The sequence below is a fragment of the Pseudomonas sp. NUPR-001 genome (assembly GCF_052147955.1).
In the GTDB taxonomy this organism is placed as follows: Bacteria; Pseudomonadota; Gammaproteobacteria; order Pseudomonadales; family Pseudomonadaceae; genus Aquipseudomonas.
The window spans coordinates 882,934-902,500 of sequence record NZ_CP197353.1; the positions used below are offsets into that span (position 1 = coordinate 882,934).

Consider the following 19,567-nt stretch of genomic DNA (forward strand, 5'->3'; position numbering starts at 1 on the left):
CGGTCTCAGTTCACAGCGGACGTCGCTACGACATGACGCGGCAGGGTCACTCGAATCCGAGTGCCACGTTGACTCTGGATGTCAGCCGGGCTGTCGATGGTGATTTGTCCATAATGCTCTTCCACGATGGAATAGACCAGAGCAAGCCCCAGTCCGGTACCTTCGCCCGGGTCCTTGGTAGTGAAGAAGGGTTCGAACAGACGATCCATGATGTTTTTCGGAATACCGCTGCCTTCGTCCTCGACGATCAGGTCAACGGTATGCTCGCTCGCTTCGCTTTTGACGCGCACGGCACTGCCGGGCGGTGAGGCGTCGCGGGCATTGGACAGTAAGTTGATCAAGACCTGGGCCAGACGCTGCGGGTCGCCATCGACCCAGTGCTCGGGGTCGCACAGGTTGAAGAACTGTACTTCGAAATTGCGCCGGTTCAAGGCCAGCAGACCGATGGCGTCTTGCGCCACTTCGGCCAGGCACACCGGCTCGTCGCTGTGCTGGTGGCTGCCGGCGTGGGCAAAGCTCATCAGCGACTGGACGATGCGTGAAATACGCTTGGTCTGCTCGAGAATCTGGCTGCTCAGTTCGGTGATCTCACCGTCATCTTCACGCTCTTCACGCAGGTTTTGCGCAAGGCAGGCGATGCCGGTGACCGGGTTGCCGATCTCGTGGGCCACCCCGGCAGCCAGGCGGCCAATACTGGCCAGGCGTTCGGAATGCACCAGCTTGTCTTCCAGGGCCTGGGTTTCGGTGAGGTCTTCGACCAGTACCACCAGGCCGCTGTTACCCGGCGCCAGGGGCTCGTCGATGGCGGCCTTGTGCAAGTTGAGCCAGCGGGTTTGACCGTCCAGGCCCAGGCGCTGCTTGTGCAGGTGCTCATCAGGAATGTTGGTGAAGCCCAGCAGCAGGCCGCGCCAGGGTTCGCTGATCGTCGTCAGGCGCGAGCCAACCACGCGCTTGGCCGGAATGCCGGTAAGTTCTTCCATGGCCTTGTTCCACATCAGGATCTCCTGATCCTTGGCCAGCGAGCAGACGCCCATCGGCAGTTCCTGCAAGGTCTGGCGGTGGTAGCGGCGCAGGGCGTCAAGCTCGGCGGCCAGTCCGGTCAGGCGCGAGTGATAGTCTTCCAGGCGACTCTCGATGAAGTGAATGTCTTCGGTAACGTAATTTTCGTTACCCGACTTATAGGGCAGGAAGGTTTCCACCATGTCCTGGGCCACACTGGGGCCCATCAGGCCCGACAGGTTCGCCTCAATGCGATCGCGCAGGCGCCGCAAGGCGTAGGGGCGGCGCTCGTCAAACGGTAAATAAAGGTCACGCAGGGCCTGTTCCACTTCTTTTTGTGCGGCCTTGGCGCCCAGGGGTTTGGCCAGTTGCGTGGCGAATTCCTGAGGTGAGGCAGCATGCAGTTCGCGGCGTTGCGGGCGGCGCACGTTATCTACTGCGCAGGCTTCGGCAGCGCTGATTTCTTCGGTGCTGGCATTGGTGAACAGCGAAATCAGGGTGAACAACAAGACGTTTGCCGCCAGCGACGCAATGGCCGCCATGTGCCAACTGGTGTCGTCGAGCACGTAGATCATGTTCAGCAGCGGAATGTAGAAGCCCTGCAGGTTGCCGATCAAAGGCAACAGCATGGTGACCATCCACACCAGAATCCCGGCCAGCAAACCGGCAATGAAGCCGCGACGGTTAGCGGTCGGCCAGTACAGCACCGAAAGAACACCCGGCAAGAACTGCAAGGTAGCAACGAAGGCGACGATACCGAGGTTGGCCAGATCCTGTTGGCTTTCCAGGGTCAGGTAGAAACCAAAACCGGCAGCGATGATGGCGACGATCAGTGCCCGGCGGGTCCATTTCAACCAGCGATAGATATTGCCCTCGGCGGGCGGTTGGTACAGCGGCAGCACCAGGTGGTTCAGGGCCATGCCCGACAGGGCCAGGGTGGTGACGATGATCAGCCCGCTGGACGCCGATAACCCGCCGACATAAGCGAGCAAGGCCAGCGCCTGGTTGTTGGCGGCGATTCCCAGGCCCAGGGTGAAGTATTCCGGGCTGGTGCTGGCGCCCATTTTCAGGCCGGCCCAGAGGATCAGCGGCACCGCGAGGCTCATCAGCAACAGGAACAGTGGCAGGCCCCAGCTGGCGCTGACCAGCGAACGTGGGTTGAGGTTCTCGGTAAAGGCCATGTGATACATGTGCGGCATGACGATGGCCGAGGCGAAGAACACCAGCAACAGGGTTCGCCACGGGCCTTCCTGCAATGGCGTATGCAAGGCGGCCAGCGCGGTCTGGTTCTGCAGCAGCCACACTTCCAACTGATGCGGCCCGCCGAACACGCCGTACAGGGCGTACAGGCCAATGCCACCGAGGGCCAACAGCTTGATCACCGATTCGAAGGCGATGGCAAACACCAGCCCTTCATGTTTTTCCCGGGTGGCGATATGGCGCGAGCCGAAAAAGATGGTGAACAAGGTAATCAAGGCACAGAAGGCCAGGGCAACCCGAGCCTTGACCGGCTCGCCGGTGAGGATACTGATCGAGTCGGCCACCGCCTGAATCTGCAGGGCCAATAACGGCAGCACACCGATCAGCATGAACACCGTGGTCAGCGCACCGGCCCAGGTGCTGCGAAAGCGAAAAGCGATCAGGTCAGCCAGCGACGACAGCTGATAGGTGCGGGTAATTTTAAGAATCGGGTACAGCAGCACCGGCGCTAGCAGAAACGCCCCGGAAACACCCAGGTAACAGGCCAGAAAACCGTAACCATATTGATACGCCAGCCCGACCGAGCCGTAGAAGGCCCAGGCGCTGGCATAGACGCCCAGTGACAGGGTGTAGGTCAGCGGGTGGCGAATGATCGAGCGCGGGATCATCCCACGTTCGCTGACCCAGGCCACGCCGAACAGCACCAGCAGGTAGGCGGCGCTGATCAGGATCATCTGGGTCAGACTAAAGCTCATCGGCATCACGTTGGCTCTGCAGGATAAAGGTCACGACGATCAGGATCAGCCAGAGCAGGTAAGGGCGATACCAGGCACCGGTTGGCTCGATCCACCAGTCCATGATGGCCGGAGAGAACAGATAGATCCCCACGACCAGAAGCAGGACCAAACGATAGATATACATGCTGGCCTCAAAGGTTAGGGCGCTATGGCTTGGACTTATTATTGGCGCAAATGGCTGTGGCGATGGTAACGGATGGGCTGACGACTGCAAGCGGCCTTGCGCAAATTAGCCAAAGATTTGAATTTATTAGAGTTTGTGCTGCTCGGTAGGAGCGGGCTTGCCCCGCGATTCGATGAACCTGGGACACCGCTATCGCGGGGCAAGCCCGCTCCTACAGGAGGTCTGCTTCTGGCACGGTGAGGCGCCGGGGGATGGCGCCGGGGTTCCAGTGTGTGGCGGCGTGTGCCAGTACTTCGGCCGGTGAGCCTTGTTCCATGCCTGCATCGGTGGCTTGGCCCAGTGCACGCAGGGCCCGCAGAATCAGCGGTGTGGCCTGTTCAGCAGGCAGGGGCGCGGAGCGGTAGCTTTTACCCAGCTTATGGCCGTCGGGCTGGGTAATCAGCGGTACATGCAGATAGCGCGGTTGCGAAAAGCCCAGCAGTTCCTGCAGGTAAAGCTGGCGGGGAGTGTTATCCAGCAAGTCGGCACCGCGAACGATGTCGGTCACGCCTTGCCAGGCGTCATCCAGCACCACGGCCAACTGGTAGGCATAGAGTCCGTCGCGGCGGCGAATGACGAAGTCACCCACCTCACGGCCCAGATGCTGCTCGAAAGTACCCTGCACCCGGTCTTCAAAGCGGTAAGTCAGCTCCGGGACGCGCAGGCGAATGGCAGCCTCTTCTTGGGCATGGCAGCAGTTACGGCACAGACCGGGGTATATGCCGTTGTAACCTTCAAGCTGTTTGCGCGAACACGTGCAGGCGTAAGCCAGGCCCTGACGGAACAAGCGCTCGACCACCTCGGCGTAGGCCGCATGGCGTTGACTCTGGTAGACCACCTCGCCATCCCATTCCAGGCCATAGCTTTCCAGGGTACGCAGGATAGCTGCCTGGGCACCGGGCGCTTCGCGAGGCGGGTCAATGTCTTCCATACGCAACAGCCACTGGCCACCTACGGCGCGGGCATCGAGCCAGGAGGCGAGGGCGGCGACCAGCGAGCCGAAATGCAGAAAGCCGCTGGGGGTGGGGGCGAAACGCCCGACATAGGAAGTCTGGTTCATGGCAACGCTGGAAGTATAAGAGGGCACAAATGAAACGGGGCGCTCGTGGCGCCCCGTTCTGGTCGGTTGGCTATCAGCCTTTGCCGACGGTCTTTTCTTTCTTCTCCGCCAGTTCCTTGCAGTCGAAGCACAAGTCGGCGGTTGGGCGGGCTTCAAGACGGCGCAGGCCGATCTCTACACCACAGGCTTCACACCAGCCGTAATCTTCGTCCTGGATTTTCTGCAGGGTCTTGTCGATCTTCTTGATCAACTTGCGCTCGCGATCGCGGTTACGCAGTTCCAGGGCGAATTCTTCTTCCTGGCTGGCGCGGTCGGCGGGGTCTGGGAAGTTGGCCGCCTCATCCTTCATGTGGTCCACGGTGCGATCGACGCTGGTCATCAGCTCATGTTTCCATGCGCCGAGCAGCTTGATGAAGTGCTTGCGCATGGGCTCGCCCATGTACTCCTCACCCTTTGTTTCCTTATAGGGTTCGACGCCGTACATGGTCTGACTAGCTTTTTGCTTTTCTAGGGTGGACATGAATAGACCGCCTCTCACTTTTCTAATCCATTGCGCAGGCTGCTCCATCTCCGGCGCCCGCCGGCCCTGCGACTGCGAGCCGCCGAACTTACCAGATCGAATCGGGGCGCGCTACTCCCGTTGTCTTCGTGGTTGACCACAGGTTTAGCCACACGTTCGCTTCAGGACACGGGTAGAATCATTATTCTAGACTCATTTGAGAGAAGGTTGATGGCCCAGTCCTACAGTGCGCGCAGCCGCGCCATAGAACCCTTCCACGTCATGGCGCTGCTGGCCCGTGCCAATGAGCTGCAGGCCAGCGGCAATGATGTGATTCACCTGGAGATCGGCGAGCCAGACTTCACCACGGCCGCGCCTATCGTCGAAGCCGGGCAGGCGGCACTGGCTGCCGGGCATACCCGTTACACGGCTGCGCGCGGCCTGCCAGCGCTGCGCGAGGCCATTTCCAGCTTCTATCAGCAACGCTATGGCCTGGGCATCGACCCTGAACGAATCCTCATTACCCCCGGCGGTTCCGGTGCCTTGTTGCTGGCCAGCAGCCTGCTGGTGGACCCGGGAAAACACTGGCTGTTGGCTGACCCGGGTTACCCGTGCAATCGGCATTTTTTGCGTTTGGTCGAAGGCGGGGCGCAACTGGTACCGGTAGGGCCAGAGGTCAACTATCAACTGACTGCTGACCTGGTAGAGCGTTACTGGGATCAGGACACTGTCGGTGCACTGGTGGCATCCCCTGCCAACCCAACCGGTACAGTGCTCGACCGCACCGAGCTGGCTAGCCTGTCGGCAGCGACGCGGGCGCACAATGGCCATCTGGTGGTGGATGAGATTTACCATGGGCTGACTTACGGCATGGACGCAGCCAGTGTGCTGGAAGTCGATGACAGCGCCTTTGTCTTGAATAGTTTTTCCAAGTATTTCGGCATGACCGGCTGGCGCCTTGGCTGGCTGGTGGCCCCTCCGGCAGCGGTGGGTGAGCTGGAGAAGCTGGCACAGAATCTCTACATCAGTGCCCCGAGCATGGCGCAACATGCCGCCCTGGCCTGCTTCCAGCCACAGACCCTGGCCATCCTTGAAGAGCGACGTGCCGAGTTTGCCCGGCGCCGCGACTTCCTCTTGCCAGCCCTGCGCGAACTGGGCTTCAAGATCGCCGTCGAGCCTCAGGGCGCGTTTTACCTGTACGCCGATATCAGTGCTTTCGGTGGTGATGCGTTCGCCTTCTGCCAGCACTTTCTGGAAACCGAACATGTCGCCTTTACCCCAGGCCTGGACTTCGGTCGTCACCAGGCCGGACACCACGTGCGCTTTGCCTATACCCAGAGCCTGCCGCGCTTGCAGGAGGCAGTGGAGCGTATCGCCCGTGGTCTGCGGAGTTGGCAAGGCTGATGCGTTTTTCTCCAACACTTGAATCCGGGCGGTTGCTGCGACGTTACAAACGCTTTCTCGCGGATATCGAACTGGCCAGCGGTGAGCAGATCACCATCCACTGTCCCAATACCGGCTCGATGCTCAATTGCATGGTTGAGGGTGGGCAGGTCTGGTTCAGCCGCTCCAATGACCCCAAGCGCAAACTGCCGGGGACCTGGGAAATCAGTGAAACCCCTCAGGGACGCCTGGCCTGCGTGAATACCGGGCGAGCCAATGCGCTGGTCGAGGAAGCCTTGCTTGCCGGGCGCATCAACGAGCTGGCCGGGTTTACCACGCTGAAGCGTGAGGTGCCTTACGGCGAAGAGCGCAGCCGGATCGACTTTCGCCTGGAGTTTGCTCAAGGGCCGGCCTATGTCGAGGTCAAGAGCGTCACCCTGGGCTACGCCGACTCAAGCGTGGCGGCCTTTCCGGATGCCGTGACGCAGCGCGGTGCCAAGCACTTGCGTGAGTTGGCAGCGCTGGCCCGTCAGGGTATTCGGGCGGTGCAACTGTACTGCGTCAACCTCAGTGGTATCGAGGCGGTGCGGCCTGCTGAAGAAATCGACGCTGCCTACGCGCAAGCGCTGCGGGCTGCAGTGGCGGATGGCGTTGAAGTACTTGCTTATGGCAGCTACGTCGATGGCGAGCAGATTTACATCGACCGTGCCTTGCCGGTGCTGCTCAATCGATGAGCCAGATGCCCTGAGGGTCTTCCAGGCAATTCAGGGAGGTGAGTTGTTCGCCTTCACAAGGTCCGGCCACGCATTCGCCAGATTCGATCAGAAACAGCGCGCCATGCCGAGAGCAAGTGATCAGGCTGGCGCTGCTGTCGAGAAATTGGTCGGGCTCCCAGTCCAAAGGGATGCCGCGGTGCGGGCAGCGATTGCGGTAGAGATACACGCGACCAGCACGGCGCACGGCGAACACGCTGGTGTCGTCGACGGTAAAGCCGCGGCTGTGGCCTTCGCCCAGATCGTTGGGTAAACAGAGAAAGTGCATAGCGTCGCTTTATACCGCGTGGTGCTGGGTTTATCTACCCAGGTGCGGAGGTGGTACGCCACAATCGCGGGGCAAGCCCGCTCCCACAGGTGGTACAAGACAGTTCCCACAGCGCAAAAAAAAGACCCGGCAAAAAGCCGGGTCAATAACCGTGATTAGCCTGATGAGGAGATAATCTGAGAGTCCGAACCAAGGGCTTTCAGTTTATCCAACCAGTCTCGCGACCAGTTGTGGTAATCATAACGATTCTCATTACGCTGTCAACTACCACACCGCAATATTCTCAACTATTTTTCTGAATGCATTTGCCATCGAGTTGCTGGTTCAGGGCTTCCTTGCGTTCGGCCGGAATGTCGTTCCAATGCACGTCAAGCAAGGCGCCTTCAATCGCGTAGAGCAGCACCTTGGAGGCCCGGAAGCCACGGGTACGCACGGCCTTGTAGGCATTCACCGCCCCTAGGCGGCGCAAATCCGAGGCGCTGTGGATACCGACCGCATGCAGCCACTGCGCAGAAGTCTTGCCAAGGTTTTTCAGATGCTGCAGTTCATCGTTCATCAAGCCTCCTTGCGACGGCTGAACGGGTCTTTATAGGGAATCGTAAGCAGGTCAAAGAGGAGTGTAGCGGCACTTGGGAAATACGCGGCGTTTTGCCATCCTTGTACCGACGGGTAGCCCAAAGACGCCCGCTGAGCTTTAGCTGGCGGGCGCTTTAGCCTGTGCAATCAACGGGTTCGGTAGCGTAAGCGGGTGCCGAAATTAACCGACATCAAAATCTCGTCGGCGCTCAGTTCGCTGGGGAAGTAAGTGCCGGAAATCTGTGCATGGGAAAGGCTGGCGCCCTCCAGGCCATTGTGGCGCAGGTCCAGACCGCGCAGGTCAGCGGCGCGAAAGTAAGCATCGGTGAAGTCGATACCGGTGGTGTCCAACTCACGCAGGTCGAGGCCGCGGAAATCGCCGCCGCGAAAGTCGATGCTGGCATCCTTGGGCTTTTCGCGGTTGAAGCTGGCGATCTGTTCGTCATGCACCAGCGCATACAGTGCGCTGTCCAGTTGCCGTGGCTGATTCATGCGAGCGCCTCCCTGTTGGACTCATGATGGCACTATAGTGCCATCATGTGAGGAGCGCCCGGATTCAGGCGTGAAGTGTCGACTGCTTCACGTCCTTAAGTTGTCAGAGCCCTGGCAGGCGCTGACGAATCTGCTTGACCAACTCGTCGAGGCTGCCACTTTCGTTGGTTTCGACACGCTTGCTTTGCAGCAGCTCTTCACTGCTCAGCGGCTCGCGATTGGCCAGTTGCGCTTCAACTACTTCCAAGGTGGCGTCGGAAGGATCGTTTTTGTCGGCCTGACGCTGTGCCAGCCAACTGCTGATCACGGCCAACGGTGCATTGCAGTCGAGGATCAGGAAGGGCACCCCGGTCTCGTTGGCAACGCCTGCTGCCGCCTGGCGTTGGGCCTGCTTGAGGTAAGTGGCATCAATCACCACCGGGAAGCCGGCGCGCAGAACGGTTTGCGCCAACTGGTGCAAACGCTCATAGGTGGCCTGGCTGGCATCATCGCTATAAATGCCGGCTTGCAACTGGCCAGCGCTGCTGCTTGCTTGCTCACCGAACAGGCGCTTGCGCTCTACGTCCGAGCGCAGGCGGATGGCACCCAGGGCGTCGACCATGCGCATGGCGACATGGCTTTTACCTACGGCAGAAACACCCTGGGTGATAGCCAGGAAGCGCGAAGGAATGGCGCTGTAGCTTTCGGCCAGGTTGGCGTAGTTGCGGTAGGTGCGCAGGGTAGTGGCGCGCTGCACGGCGTCGGCATTGCCCGGCATGCTGAACAGGGCGACCTTGGCCCGTACCAGGGCGCGGTAAGCCTTATAGAAGTTCAGCAGCTCCAGGCCGGCGTAGTCACCGGTCAATTCCAGGTACTGGCTGATGAAGCGCCGCGACAGCGATTTCAGGCCACGGTCTTCAAGGTCCATGGCCAGGAAGGCGGCATCGGCATACACGTCAGTCAGGCGGAAGGGCTCGTTGAACTCGATGCAGTCGAAGATCACCACGTTGCCGTCGATCAGAGTGGCGTTACCCAGGTGGATGTCGCCGTGGCACTCGCGAATGAAGCCTTCAGCTTTACGTGCCTCGAGCAGGCTGTGCAGACGCTTGAAGCTGTCCCGAGCCCAGGCTTGCAAGGCGTCGAGCTGTTGCAGGTCGGCTTTTTCGGTGAGGAACGGGCGAATCTGTTCGAAGTTCTGCTCAACCGGCGCCATGACGCTGTCCGGGGTGCCCAGCGGATGCTCCACCGAGACTTTCGGGGCCTGCAGATGGAACTCGGCGATTTGCCGGGCCATCTGGTCAATATGCTCGGCGGTCAGTTCACCATTGGCCTGTAGGGTGCTGAGCATCTGATTCTGTGGGAATTGGCGCATTTTCAGCGCGTATTCGATGGCGCTGCCTTCGCCGCCCAGTTGTGGTGCTTCGGCACTGCCGGTAATCGGCAACACTTCCAGGTACAGGCCTTCAGTCAGGCGCTGGTTCAGGCGTAGCTCTTCGTTACAGAAATGCTCGCGCTTGGACAGCTCGGTAAAGTCGAGGAAACCGAAGTTCATCGGCTTTTTGATCTTGTAGGCGTAGTCGCCGGTCAGCAGTACCCAGGAGATATGGGTCTCAATGAGCTGAAACTCCTTCACCGGGTGAGGGAACAGGGCGGGGTTCTGCAGCGCGGTGATCAAGGCTTGGCTCACGGGCGATCCTTCTGGGTCTTGGTGATTTCGAGTCGGCCATTATGGCGGCAAGCGTGGCTGGTGCAAACCGCCGGAGGGCGCCTGTCGATGATCGATAAAGTGCGTATAATCCGCCGCCATGACTCGTACCCGATCCCCCCGTACCCCGAAAAAACGCCCGTCTGGCCGCTCTCGCGCCTGGCTGGGCTGGGCCATCAAGCTCAGCCTGGTTGGCCTTGTGGTGCTGGCAGGCTTCGCCATTTACCTCGACGCTGTGGTCCAGGAGAAGTTCTCCGGCAAGCGCTGGACCATCCCGGCCAAGGTCTATGCCCGGCCGCTGGAGCTGTTCGTCGGACAGAAACTGAGCAAGAGCGACTTCCTCATCGAGCTCGATGCCTTGGGCTATCGCCGTGAGAGCGTTGCCAACGGCCCGGGCGCGGCTGCCGTCAATGGCAACACCGTCGAGCTCAACACCCGTGGCTTCCAGTTCTATGAGGGCATGGAGCAGGCGCAAGCGGTGCGTGTGCGTTTCTCTGGCGACTATGTAGCGGGCTTGAGTGGCCTCAATGGTTCCAAGCTCGACGTGGTTCGCCTGGAGCCGCTGTTGATCGGTGGTTTGTACCCGAAAAACCTTGAAGACCGCATCCTGATCAAGCTCGATCAGGTGCCGCCGTATTTGCTGGAAACCCTGGTCGCTGTGGAAGACCGCGACTTCTATAGCCACTTCGGGGTGTCACCGAAGTCGATTGCCCGTGCTGTCTGGGTCAATACCTCTTCGGGGGCGATGCGCCAGGGCGGCAGTACCCTGACGCAGCAGTTGGTGAAGAACTTCTACCTGACCAACGAGCGCAGCCTCAGCCGCAAGCTGACCGAAGCGATGATGGCGTTGCTGCTGGAACTGCACTACGACAAGCGCGAGATCCTCGAAGCGTACCTGAACGAAGTGTTCGTCGGTCAGGACGGCCAGCGTGCGGTGCACGGCTTTGGCCTGGCCAGCCAGTTCTTCTTCAGTCAGCCGCTGTCTGAATTGAAACTGCATCAAGTGGCGCTGCTGGTGGGGATGGTCAAGGGGCCTTCTTACTACAACCCGCGCCGTTACCCAGAGCGCGCCACCGTGCGGCGTAACCTGGTGCTGGATCTGCTGGCTGAGCAGGGTGTAGCCACTCCCGAAGCGGTTGCCGCAGCGAAGAAAATGCCGTTGGGTGTAACCAAGCGCGGCAGCTTGGCCGACAGCTCCTTCCCCGGTTTCCTTGATCTGGTCAAACGCCAGCTGCGCCAAGACTACCGCGACGAAGACTTGACTGAAGAAGGCCTGCGAATTTTCACCAGCTTCGATCCGATTTTGCAGATGAAGTCTGAGTCTGCAATGTCCGAGACTTTCAAGCGTCTGGCCGGTCGCAAAGGTGCGGACGAAGTCGAAGCGGCGATGGTCGTGACCAACCCTGAAACCGGTGAGGTTCAGGCGTTGATCGGCAGCCGCCAGGCGGGCTTTGCCGGGTTCAACCGGGCGATTGATGCCGTACGGCCGATTGGCTCGCTGGTTAAACCTGCTGTCTACCTGACCGCCTTGGAAAAGCCGAGCCAGTACACCCTGACCAGTTGGGTGCAAGATGAGCCGTTCTCGGTCAAAGGTGGCGACGGCCAGGTCTGGCGGCCGCAGAACTATGACCGTCGTTCCCACGGCACGATCTACCTGTACCAGGGCTTGGCAAACTCCTACAACCTGTCGACGGCCAAGCTAGGCCTGGAACTGGGGGTGCCAAATGTGCTCAAAACCATTGGGCGTCTGGGCGTGAATGTTGAATGGCCAGCGTTCCCGTCGATGCTGCTGGGCGCTGGTGGTATGTCGCCGATGCAGGTCGCAACCATGTACCAGACCCTGGCCAATGGTGGTTTCAACACGCCGATGCGCGGTATCCGCAGCGTGCTGACTGCAGAGGGTGAACCGCTCAAGCGTTACCCGTTCCAGATCCAGCAAACCTTCGACCCGGGGGCGATCTACCTGGTGCAGAACGCTATGCAGCGCGTCATGCGCGAGGGTACCGGCCGCTCGGTCTACAGTGTGTTGCCAAGTTCGTTGAACCTGGCAGGCAAGACCGGTACCAGTAACGATTCGCGTGACAGCTGGTTTGCAGGCTTCAGTCAGGATCTGCTGGCGGTGGTCTGGCTGGGGCGTGATGACAACGGCAAAACACCGTTCACCGGTGCCACCGGCGCCCTGCAGGTCTGGACCAGTTTCATGCGCAAGGCCGACCCGTTGCCGCTGGACATGCCGCTACCCGATAACGTGGTGCAGGCATGGATTGACCCGCACTCCGGGCAGGGCTCTGACAGCAGTTGCCCGGGGGCAGTACAGATGCCGTATATTCGCGGCAGTGAGCCGCCTGCCGGTGCTGCCTGTGGCGGTACGCAGGACCCGGCCGAATCCGTTATGGATTGGGTCAAGGGCTGGATGAATTAAGCATTAAGCGAGAGGTGTGAAGTGAACAAGTGGTGGATTCCTGCCTTGACGGCTCTAGCTTTGCTCAACGGTTGTGCCAGCGTGCAGCGCGGCTCGATTCCGGTGGTCGACTCGGGCACGCGTGTATCCAACAGCGAGCGGGTCACCGCCAACCGTGGCGCGCAGCAGGTCAATAGCGGTACTCGTCAGGCTCAAGCAGTGCCTCAGGACTCCGGTGTCACTGTGATGGTGCCGCAAGGGGCAGGCGCTTCGCCGATTCAAACCTTCCCGGCTTCGACCGCGCCAGCGCCGATCAGCACCAGCCCGATCACGCCGGGCCCAAGCAGTTCGCTGCCGTTCGAGAGCAGTTCGACCAACGCTGGCAGCTACACCATGCCAAGCAGCACTACGCCGAGCGCACCTAGCGGCATTCCGCGCAGTGCAGCCAGCGGCGTCTTGTCGGCGGATGAACAGCTCGACGGTCCAGTGCTTGCGCTGTTGACCACGGCCCAGCAACAGCAGGGCAGCGGTGATTACAACGGTGCGTCGTCGAGCCTGGAACGTGCCCAGCGTATCGCCCCGCGCGAACCGCAAGTGCTTTACCGCCTGGCCCAGGTGCGTCTGGCTCAGGGTGATGCCGCGCAATCCGAGCAGTTGGCCCGCCGCGCCCTGACTTACGCCAACGGCCGCCCAGACCTGCAAGCAGGCCTGTGGGGGATCATTGCCCAGGCCCGTGACAAGCAGGGCGACTCCGCCGGTGCAGCGCTGGCGCGGCAGAAAGCGCAGGTCAACCTGTAATGGACCCGCGCATTCTGGAAATTGCCGATCACCTGCTGCTGATTGAGCACGAGTTACACGCCCAGGGCTGGTGGAGCGACGCAGCCCCTAGCGCGCAAGCGCTGGCGAGCACCGTGCCGTTTGCGGTCGATAGCATGAACTTCGACCAGTGGCTGCAGTGGATTTTTCTGCCGAAAATGAAAGAGATTCTCGAAAAGGGGCTGGCGCTGCCGAATGCTTCCGGCATCCTGGTCATGGCTGAAACGGTTTATGCCGATCGTCCGGAGCAAAGCCGCGAGCTACGCAGGCTACTAGCAGAATTTGATCAATTGATCAGTCCATCTGCCTGAATTTCCCTCTTTTCACCCTTGGAGCCACAGATTGTGGCTCTTTTTGTATGGAATGTTTGTTTTTCTGCTGCTGTCGTTGGTAATAGTGGTGGCTGTTGTTCGTCCTTGCGCGAAATTGGCAATAATTTTTCTTGACTTGCGCGCGCCGAAAAAGAAGAATCCAGATTCCGCTGTAGAGGGACTGCCAGAAGCAGACCCGCTAAGCAGATCATGAGGCGCACACCCGCGCCGACCTGTTACACCCCGCAACGCGTTACCTCGCGCTGGGTGGGAAAACCCCGCAACACTTTGGGGTGCTCCCAATACTTGCTCAGTCAGTGCTGACGTAGTCGGCGATTCCGTCGCTCATGCTCTGCTTGGCAGTAAACCTATTAAGACCCGTCCACCGTGGGCGGTATTCTGGCGTTTTAGAGGTGAACAACGTGGAGCTTTTATCTGGCGCTGAGATGGTCGTCCGCTTTTTGCGTGACGAAGGCGTTAAGCACATCTACGGGTACCCTGGTGGTGCTCTCCTTCATGTTTACGATGCCCTGTTCAAAGAACCGGAAGTGCACCACATCCTGGTTCGTCACGAGCAGGCTGCTACTCATATGGCGGACGGTTACGCCCGTGCCACCGGCAAAGCCGGCGTGGTACTGGTAACTTCCGGTCCGGGCGCAACCAATGCCATTACCGGTATTGCCACTGCGTACATGGACTCCATCCCGATGGTCATTCTTTCCGGTCAGGTGCCTAGCACCATGGTCGGCACCGATGCCTTCCAGGAAACCGACATGATCGGTATTTCCCGGCCGATCGTGAAACACAGCTTCATGATCAAACATGCGTCGGAAATTCCGGAAGTGCTGAAAAAAGCCTTCTATCTGGCGCAGTCGGGCCGTCCAGGTCCGGTCGTTGTCGATATCCCGAAAGACATGACCAACCCGGCGGAAAAGTTCGAATACGTCTACCCGAAAAAGGTCAAGCTGCGCTCTTACAGCCCGGCTGTCCGTGGTCACTCGGGGCAGATCCGCAAGGCTGCAGAAATGCTCCTGGCGGCCAAGCGTCCGGTGGTTTATGCCGGCGGTGGCGTGATCCTCGGTGGCGGCTCTGCTGCGCTGACCGAAATCGCCCAGATGCTCAACCTGCCAGTTACCAATACCTTGATGGGCCTGGGTGGCTATCCGGGTACCGACCGCCAGTTCCTCGGCATGCTCGGTATGCACGGCAGCTACACCGCCAACCTGGCGATGCACCACGCCGACGTGATTTTCGCGGTCGGTGCACGCTTTGACGACCGCGTGGTCAACGGCCCGGCCAAGTTCTGCCCGAACGCCAAAGTTATCCACATCGATATCGACCCGGCGTCGATCTCCAAGACCATCAAGGCCGATGTGCCGATTGTCGGCCCAGTCGACAGCGTCCTGACCGAAATGGTTGCGACCTTGCGCGAAATCGGCGAGCAGCCAGAAAAGGCCGCGATGGACGCCTGGTGGAAGCAGATCGAAGAGTGGCGTGGTGATCGCGACATGTTCCCTTACGACAAGGGCGACGGTAACGTCATCAAGCCGCAAACCGTAATCGAAACCCTCTGCGAAGTGACCAAAGGCGATGCCTTCGTGACCTCCGACGTGGGTCAGCATCAGATGTTCGCGGCGCAGTACTACCGCTTCAACAAGCCGAACCGCTGGATCAACTCCGGTGGTCTGGGCACCATGGGCTTCGGTTTCCCGGCGGCCATGGGCGTCAAGTTGAACTTCCCGGACCAGGACGTTGCCTGTGTTACCGGCGAGGGCAGCATCCAGATGAACATTCAGGAGCTGTCGACCTGCCTGCAGTACGACCTGCCGGTCAAGATCGTCAACCTGAACAACGGCGTATTGGGCATGGTTCGCCAGTGGCAGGACATGTCTTACAACAGCCGTCACTCGCACTCCTATATGGAATCGCTGCCTGACTTCGTCAAGCTGGCTGAAGCCTATGGTCACGTGGGCATTCGCATCACCAGCCTGAAGGACCTCAAGCCCAAGCTCGAAGAAGCGTTCGCCATGAAAGACCGCCTGGTGTTCATCGACATCCAGGTCGACAACAGCGAACACGTCTACCCGATGCAGATCAAAGACGGCTCTATGCGCGACATGTGGCTGAGCAAGACGGAGCGTACCTAATCATGCGGCACATTATTTCCCTGCTGTTGGAAAACGAACCCGGTGCCTTGTCTCGCGTGGTGGGTCTGTTCTCGCAGCGTAACTACAACATCGAAAGCCTGACCGTAGCGCCGACCGAAGACCCGACCCTGTCGCGTCTGACGTTGACCACGGTCGGTCATGATGAGGTGATCGAGCAGATCACCAAAAACCTGAACAAGCTGGTTGAAGTCGTCAAGCTGGTCGACCTCTCGGAAAGCGCGCACATCGAACGTGAACTGATGCTGGTCAAGATCAAGGCCACGGGCGCACAGCGTGCCGAGATCAAACGCACCACCGATATCTATCGTGGGCAGATCGTCGATGTCAGCAGCAGCGTCTACACCGTGCAGCTGACTGGCGCCAGCGACAAGCTTGATAGCTTCATTCAGGCCATCGGTACCGCGTCCATTCTCGAAACAGTGCGCAGTGGCGTCACCGGCATTGCCCGTGGCGACAAAGTGCTCAGCATCTAACTCAAAAAATTAGCGATGGCCCTATCGGGCCGAGATAACAGGGGTATGTTCATGAAAGTTTTCTACGACAAAGACTGCGACCTTTCGATCATCCAGGGCAAAAAAGTTGCCATCATCGGTTACGGCTCCCAGGGCCACGCTCAAGCGTGCAACCTGAAAGACTCCGGTGTGGATGTCACTGTCGGTCTGCGTAAAGGTTCGGCCACTGTTGCCAAAGCCGAAGCTCACGGCCTGAAAGTTGCCGACGTAGCTTCCGCTGTTGCTGCTGCCGACCTGGTCATGATCCTGACCCCGGACGAGTTCCAAGGCCAGCTGTACAAGAACGAAATCGAGCCGAACATCAAGAAGGGCGCTACCCTGGCCTTCTCCCACGGCTTCGCGATTCACTACAACCAGGTTGTGCCACGCGCTGACCTGGACGTGATCATGATCGCGCCAAAAGCGCCAGGTCACACTGTACGTTCCGAGTTCGTCAAAGGCGGCGGTATTCCTGACCTGATCGCGATCTACCAGGACGCTTCGGGCAACGCCAAGAACGTTGCGCTGTCCTACGCTGCAGGCGTTGGTGGCGGCCGTACCGGTATCATCGAAACCACGTTCAAAGACGAAACCGAAACCGACCTGTTCGGCGAGCAAGCCGTTCTGTGTGGCGGTACTGTTGAGCTGGTCAAAGCGGGCTTCGAAACCCTGGTTGAAGCTGGCTACGCGCCTGAAATGGCCTACTTTGAGTGCTTGCACGAACTGAAGCTGATCGTTGACCTCATGTACGAAGGCGGTATCGCCAACATGAACTACTCGATCTCCAACAACGCCGAATACGGCGAGTACGTGACCGGCCCAGAAGTTATCAACGCCGAATCCCGTCAGGCTATGCGCAACGCTCTGAAGCGTATTCAGGACGGCGAATACGCCAAGATGTTCATCAGCGAAGGTGCTACCGGCTACCCATCGATGACCGCCAAGCGTCGTAACAACGCCGCTCACGGTATCGAAGTAATCGGCGAGCAACTGCGCTCGATGATGCCTTGGATCGCAGCGAACAAAATCGTCGACAAAGCCAAGAACTAATCTTGTTTTGATGCGATGAAAACGCGGCTTCGGCCGCGTTTTTTCGTTTAGGCGGTCAGCTTCTGGTATAAAGCTTCATCGTCTGTCGGCGAACCCTCGTCGCAGACATCTGTCGAAATTTTCCACTCCGTTGCAAGGTAATCTCAATGAGCGAACGTCCCGAAGAGCCGAACAAGGCCTCTGACGCCGAAAGCCTGCTACCGATCGATGAGCATGTTGAAGAAGGGCATGACGCCGAAGGACGCAAGGTACGTCATCGCGGCATCTATTTGCTGCCTAACCTGTTCACCACCGCGAACCTGTTCGCCGGTTTCTATTCCATCATCAACTCCATGAGTGCCCAGGCGGCACTGAGCGCTGGTGACCCGCGCGAGGCGAGCAAGTATTTCGCCTTTGCTGCAATCGCGATTTTTGTTGCCATGGTGCTCGACGGTCTCGATGGCCGTGTGGCGCGTATGACCAACACGCAAAGTGCCTTTGGTGCCGAGTACGACTCGCTGTCGGACATGGTTGCCTTCGGTGTGGCGCCGGCATTGCTGGCGTTTGGCTGGGCCTTGGGTGACATGGGTAAAGTCGGCTGGATGGTCGCCTTCATTTATGTTGCAGGCGCAGCGTTGCGTTTGGCGCGCTTCAACACCCAGGTCGGCAAGGCTGACAAACGCTACTTCATCGGCCTGGCCAGCCCGGCTGCGGCGGGTGTGGTGGCCGGTACCGTGTGGGCGTTCAGTGACTACGGTATCCAGGGCTCGAAGCTTTCGTTCCTGGTGGCGTTGCTGGTGGCTGCGGCGGGTATGCTGATGGTCAGCAACATCAAGTACAACAGCTTCAAAGAGCTGGATCTCAAGGGCCGCGTACCCTTCGTAGCAATTCTGGCAGTGGTGCTGGTATTCGCAGTAGTCTTTAGTGATCCACCGCGCATTCTGCTGTTGGTGTTCCTCGGCTATGCGGCTTCCGGCCCGGTGCAGTACCTGCTGCGCATCCGTCGACGGAAAACTATCGAGTGATGTAATTTCACTTGGGCTCCGTAGTCTACTGGTGCATCAGTCTTCCAGTTCTACGGAGCCACTATGCTAATCAAGCTGCCCAAAGCGTCCGATTGCAAAGAGTCGGAAATTACCCCCGAATCCCTTTACGTATCACGCCGTGCCGTCCTCGGCGGGTCACTGGCTGCCTTGGCCGCTACAGCATTGCCGCGTCTGGTGGGGGCGGCAGAAGTATCACGGTATGCCAATGTCGAGGCGGGCAGGGCGCCTGGCTGGTTCAGCGAAAAGCTCGGCGCTACGCAGTGGCAGGCCGTCACTGCACCGGGGGAGGCGATTACCCCGTTCAAAGATGCCACTCACTACAACAACTTCTACGAGTTCGGAACCGACAAGGGTGATCCGGCCGCCAATGCCGGTAGCCTAAAGACCGAGCCGTGGACGGTTGTTATTGATGGTGAGGTGGGCAAACCCGGGCGTTATGCGCTGGAAGACTTCATGAAACCCTACCAGCTGGAGGAACGAATCTACCGACTGCGTTGTGTTGAGGCGTGGTCGATGGTCATTCCCTGGCTTGGTTTTCCGATTTCGGCGTTGCTCAAGCAGGTAGAGCCCACAGCCAAAGCGCGTTTTATCCGCTTCGAAACGCTGCAAGATCCGAAATCCATGCCGGGGCAGCGCTCCAATTTCGCGCTGATCGACTGGCCTTATATAGAAGGCTTGCGCATGGATGAGGCGATGAACCCCTTGGCGATCCTCGCGGTGGGCATGTATGGGCGAGAGCTACCGAATCAGAACGGTGCGCCGTTACGCCTGGTGGTGCCATGGAAGTACGGCTTCAAGAGCATCAAGTCGATTGTCCGTATCAGCCTGGTTGAACAGCAGCCTCGCACCACCTGGCAGGCAATAGCGCCGGAAGAGTACGGCTTCTATGCAAACGTCAATCCCGAGGTTGATCACCCGCGCTGGACCCAGGCGCGAGAGCGTCGATTGCCGAGTGGCTTGTTCAGTCCGAACGTGCGCCCTACCCAGATGTTCAACGGCTACGCCGAAGAAGTGGCAGGGCTTTATAGCGGGCTTGATCTGCGGAAGAACTATTGATGCGCTATCCACTGTTTCGTCTTGGTATTTTCATTTTGGCCAGTGCCTGGCCACTGTGGTGGCTGTATGAAGCAGCCATGAATGCGCTGGGGCCGGACCCCGGCAAAATCCTGGTTGACCGATTGGGGCTGGGGGCGCTGATCTTTCTTCTTATTACCTTGAGCATGACGCCGCTTCAGCGCCTGACTGGCTGGGCGGGGTGGATCGTCTCGCGCCGGCAGCTGGGGCTTTGGTGTTTTGCTTATATAGTGCTGCACATGACGTCGTACATGGTGTTTGTGCTGGGCCTGGACTGGGGGCAGTTGGGCGTCGAGCTCAGCAAGCGGCCTTACATTATTGTCGGGGCATTGGGCTT

20 protein-coding genes (1 of these 20 cut by a window edge) are annotated in these 19,567 nt (G+C 59.4%); 11 read left to right on the forward strand and 9 right to left on the reverse strand.

The window, feature by feature from the left end; all coding sequences use genetic code 11:
* Window positions 1–5: 5 nt before the first annotated feature.
* The 4 genes from ACP6KB_RS04110 to dksA form a co-directional block, all read right to left on the reverse strand.
* Window positions 6–2,960: a sensor histidine kinase gene (locus ACP6KB_RS04110; protein ID WP_442112171.1), complete on the reverse strand. Its 2,955-nt coding sequence runs from the start codon at window positions 2,958–2,960 to the stop codon at window positions 6–8.
* Window positions 2,944–3,120 (reverse strand): hypothetical protein, encoded by a 177-nt coding sequence (locus tag ACP6KB_RS04115; protein WP_003250005.1) that lies wholly within the window; start codon window positions 3,118–3,120, stop codon window positions 2,944–2,946. Before ACP6KB_RS04115 ends, ACP6KB_RS04110 begins: the two co-directional genes overlap by 17 nt.
* Window positions 3,121–3,331: 211 nt before the next feature.
* Window positions 3,332–4,219 carry a tRNA glutamyl-Q(34) synthetase GluQRS gene (gene gluQRS / locus ACP6KB_RS04120; protein WP_442112172.1) on the reverse strand — a complete coding sequence of 296 codons (888 nt, stop codon included), beginning with the start codon at window positions 4,217–4,219 and terminating at the stop codon, window positions 3,332–3,334.
* 73 nt (window positions 4,220–4,292) lie between these two features.
* Entirely contained in the window at window positions 4,293–4,739 is a 447-nt protein-coding gene (dksA, locus tag ACP6KB_RS04125) for an RNA polymerase-binding protein DksA (RefSeq protein ID WP_442112173.1), read from the reverse strand.
* Window positions 4,740–4,949: 210 nt separating this feature from the next.
* Here dksA and ACP6KB_RS04130 point away from each other — a divergent pair, with 210 nt between their 5' ends.
* Both ACP6KB_RS04130 and sfsA read left to right on the forward strand, forming a co-directional pair.
* A complete protein-coding gene (locus ACP6KB_RS04130; RefSeq protein WP_442112174.1) occupies window positions 4,950–6,122 on the forward strand; it encodes a pyridoxal phosphate-dependent aminotransferase in 1,173 nt (390 codons plus the stop codon).
* The gene (gene sfsA, locus ACP6KB_RS04135) at window positions 6,122–6,835 is read left to right on the forward strand and encodes a DNA/RNA nuclease SfsA (RefSeq protein WP_442112175.1); all 714 of its coding nucleotides are present in this window, start codon (window positions 6,122–6,124) and stop codon (window positions 6,833–6,835) included. The genes ACP6KB_RS04130 and sfsA overlap by 1 nt, the downstream gene beginning before the upstream one ends.
* Here sfsA and ACP6KB_RS04140 read toward each other — a convergent pair.
* From ACP6KB_RS04140 to ACP6KB_RS04155, 4 genes are all read right to left on the reverse strand, one after another.
* Window positions 6,825–7,142 carry a Rieske (2Fe-2S) protein gene (locus tag ACP6KB_RS04140; protein ID WP_442112176.1) on the reverse strand — a complete coding sequence of 106 codons (318 nt, stop codon included), beginning with the start codon at window positions 7,140–7,142 and terminating at the stop codon, window positions 6,825–6,827. The genes sfsA and ACP6KB_RS04140 overlap by 11 nt on opposite strands.
* Before the next feature lie 283 nt (window positions 7,143–7,425).
* Entirely contained in the window at window positions 7,426–7,698 is a 273-nt protein-coding gene (locus ACP6KB_RS04145) for a TfoX/Sxy family protein (protein ID WP_442112177.1), read from the reverse strand.
* Between the two features lie 167 nt (window positions 7,699–7,865).
* Window positions 7,866–8,210 (reverse strand): pentapeptide repeat-containing protein, encoded by a 345-nt coding sequence (locus ACP6KB_RS04150; protein WP_442112178.1) that lies wholly within the window; start codon window positions 8,208–8,210, stop codon window positions 7,866–7,868.
* A 103-nt stretch (window positions 8,211–8,313) separates the two neighbouring features.
* Complete coding sequence (locus tag ACP6KB_RS04155; RefSeq protein ID WP_442112179.1) at window positions 8,314–9,876, reverse strand: AAA family ATPase; 1,563 nt, start codon at window positions 9,874–9,876, stop codon at window positions 8,314–8,316.
* A 118-nt stretch (window positions 9,877–9,994) separates the two neighbouring features.
* On the opposite strand from ACP6KB_RS04155, the gene mrcB reads away from it, so the two are divergent.
* The 3 genes from mrcB to ACP6KB_RS04170 are packed head-to-tail and all read left to right on the forward strand — an operon-like array spanning window position 9,995 to window position 13,422.
* Window positions 9,995–12,316 carry a penicillin-binding protein 1B gene (gene mrcB / locus ACP6KB_RS04160; protein ID WP_442112180.1) on the forward strand — a complete coding sequence of 774 codons (2,322 nt, stop codon included), beginning with the start codon at window positions 9,995–9,997 and terminating at the stop codon, window positions 12,314–12,316.
* A gap of 21 nt (window positions 12,317–12,337) precedes the next feature.
* The gene (locus tag ACP6KB_RS04165) at window positions 12,338–13,093 is read left to right on the forward strand and encodes a tetratricopeptide repeat protein (protein ID WP_442112181.1); all 756 of its coding nucleotides are present in this window, start codon (window positions 12,338–12,340) and stop codon (window positions 13,091–13,093) included.
* On the forward strand, window positions 13,093–13,422 hold the full coding sequence (locus ACP6KB_RS04170; protein WP_442112182.1) for a YqcC family protein: 330 nt from the start codon (window positions 13,093–13,095) through the stop codon (window positions 13,420–13,422). The genes ACP6KB_RS04165 and ACP6KB_RS04170 overlap by 1 nt, the downstream gene beginning before the upstream one ends.
* On the opposite strand, the gene ACP6KB_RS04175 is transcribed toward ACP6KB_RS04170, so the two are convergent.
* The gene (locus ACP6KB_RS04175; RefSeq protein WP_442112183.1) at window positions 13,398–13,643 is read right to left on the reverse strand and encodes a hypothetical protein; all 246 of its coding nucleotides are present in this window, start codon (window positions 13,641–13,643) and stop codon (window positions 13,398–13,400) included. The two genes, ACP6KB_RS04170 and ACP6KB_RS04175, sit on opposite strands and share 25 nt — an antisense overlap.
* 201 nt (window positions 13,644–13,844) lie before the next feature.
* On the opposite strand from ACP6KB_RS04175, the gene ACP6KB_RS04180 reads away from it, so the two are divergent.
* From ACP6KB_RS04180 to msrQ, 6 genes are all read left to right on the forward strand, one after another.
* Window positions 13,845–15,569, forward strand: a complete 1,725-nt coding sequence (locus tag ACP6KB_RS04180) for an acetolactate synthase 3 large subunit (RefSeq protein WP_442112184.1) — start codon at window positions 13,845–13,847, stop codon at window positions 15,567–15,569.
* Between the two features lie 2 nt (window positions 15,570–15,571).
* Window positions 15,572–16,063, forward strand: coding sequence for an acetolactate synthase small subunit (gene ilvN / locus ACP6KB_RS04185; RefSeq protein WP_010223016.1), 492 nt, complete (start codon window positions 15,572–15,574; stop codon window positions 16,061–16,063).
* Window positions 16,064–16,114: 51 nt separating this feature from the next.
* The gene (gene ilvC, locus ACP6KB_RS04190) at window positions 16,115–17,131 is read left to right on the forward strand and encodes a ketol-acid reductoisomerase (protein ID WP_038616234.1); all 1,017 of its coding nucleotides are present in this window, start codon (window positions 16,115–16,117) and stop codon (window positions 17,129–17,131) included.
* A 146-nt stretch (window positions 17,132–17,277) separates the two neighbouring features.
* Window positions 17,278–18,135 carry a CDP-diacylglycerol--serine O-phosphatidyltransferase gene (gene pssA, locus ACP6KB_RS04195; protein WP_442112185.1) on the forward strand — a complete coding sequence of 286 codons (858 nt, stop codon included), beginning with the start codon at window positions 17,278–17,280 and terminating at the stop codon, window positions 18,133–18,135.
* A gap of 63 nt (window positions 18,136–18,198) precedes the next feature.
* A complete protein-coding gene (msrP, locus tag ACP6KB_RS04200; protein ID WP_442112186.1) occupies window positions 18,199–19,212 on the forward strand; it encodes a protein-methionine-sulfoxide reductase catalytic subunit MsrP in 1,014 nt (337 codons plus the stop codon).
* Window positions 19,212–19,567, forward strand: partial view of a protein-methionine-sulfoxide reductase heme-binding subunit MsrQ gene (gene msrQ / locus ACP6KB_RS04205; RefSeq protein WP_442112187.1) — the 5' portion only. Its footprint extends 265 nt past the window's final position; only the first 356 of its 621 coding nucleotides appear in the window; the start codon lies at window positions 19,212–19,214; its stop codon lies off the right edge, out of view. The genes msrP and msrQ overlap by 1 nt, the downstream gene beginning before the upstream one ends.

What these genes read in the sequence shown, in the direction of transcription:
- ACP6KB_RS04110 (WP_442112171.1), bottom strand. Translation starts at nt 2,960, where the DNA reads ATGCCGATGAGCTTTAGTCTGACCCAGATGATCCTGATCAGCGCCGCC.
- ACP6KB_RS04115 (WP_003250005.1), bottom strand. Translation starts at nt 3,120, where the DNA reads ATGTATATCTATCGTTTGGTCCTGCTTCTGGTCGTGGGGATCTATCTG.
- gluQRS (WP_442112172.1), bottom strand. Translation starts at nt 4,219, where the DNA reads ATGAACCAGACTTCCTATGTCGGGCGTTTCGCCCCCACCCCCAGCGGC.
- dksA (WP_442112173.1), bottom strand. Translation starts at nt 4,739, where the DNA reads ATGTCCACCCTAGAAAAGCAAAAAGCTAGTCAGACCATGTACGGCGTC.
- ACP6KB_RS04130 (WP_442112174.1), top strand. Translation starts at nt 4,950, where the DNA reads ATGGCCCAGTCCTACAGTGCGCGCAGCCGCGCCATAGAACCCTTCCAC.
- sfsA (WP_442112175.1), top strand. Translation starts at nt 6,122, where the DNA reads ATGCGTTTTTCTCCAACACTTGAATCCGGGCGGTTGCTGCGACGTTAC.
- ACP6KB_RS04140 (WP_442112176.1), bottom strand. Translation starts at nt 7,142, where the DNA reads ATGCACTTTCTCTGTTTACCCAACGATCTGGGCGAAGGCCACAGCCGC.
- ACP6KB_RS04145 (WP_442112177.1), bottom strand. Translation starts at nt 7,698, where the DNA reads ATGAACGATGAACTGCAGCATCTGAAAAACCTTGGCAAGACTTCTGCG.
- ACP6KB_RS04150 (WP_442112178.1), bottom strand. Translation starts at nt 8,210, where the DNA reads ATGAATCAGCCACGGCAACTGGACAGCGCACTGTATGCGCTGGTGCAT.
- mrcB (WP_442112180.1), top strand. Translation starts at nt 9,995, where the DNA reads ATGACTCGTACCCGATCCCCCCGTACCCCGAAAAAACGCCCGTCTGGC.
- ACP6KB_RS04170 (WP_442112182.1), top strand. Translation starts at nt 13,093, where the DNA reads ATGGACCCGCGCATTCTGGAAATTGCCGATCACCTGCTGCTGATTGAG.
- ilvN (WP_010223016.1), top strand. Translation starts at nt 15,572, where the DNA reads ATGCGGCACATTATTTCCCTGCTGTTGGAAAACGAACCCGGTGCCTTG.
- ilvC (WP_038616234.1), top strand. Translation starts at nt 16,115, where the DNA reads ATGAAAGTTTTCTACGACAAAGACTGCGACCTTTCGATCATCCAGGGC.
- pssA (WP_442112185.1), top strand. Translation starts at nt 17,278, where the DNA reads ATGAGCGAACGTCCCGAAGAGCCGAACAAGGCCTCTGACGCCGAAAGC.
- msrP (WP_442112186.1), top strand. Translation starts at nt 18,199, where the DNA reads ATGCTAATCAAGCTGCCCAAAGCGTCCGATTGCAAAGAGTCGGAAATT.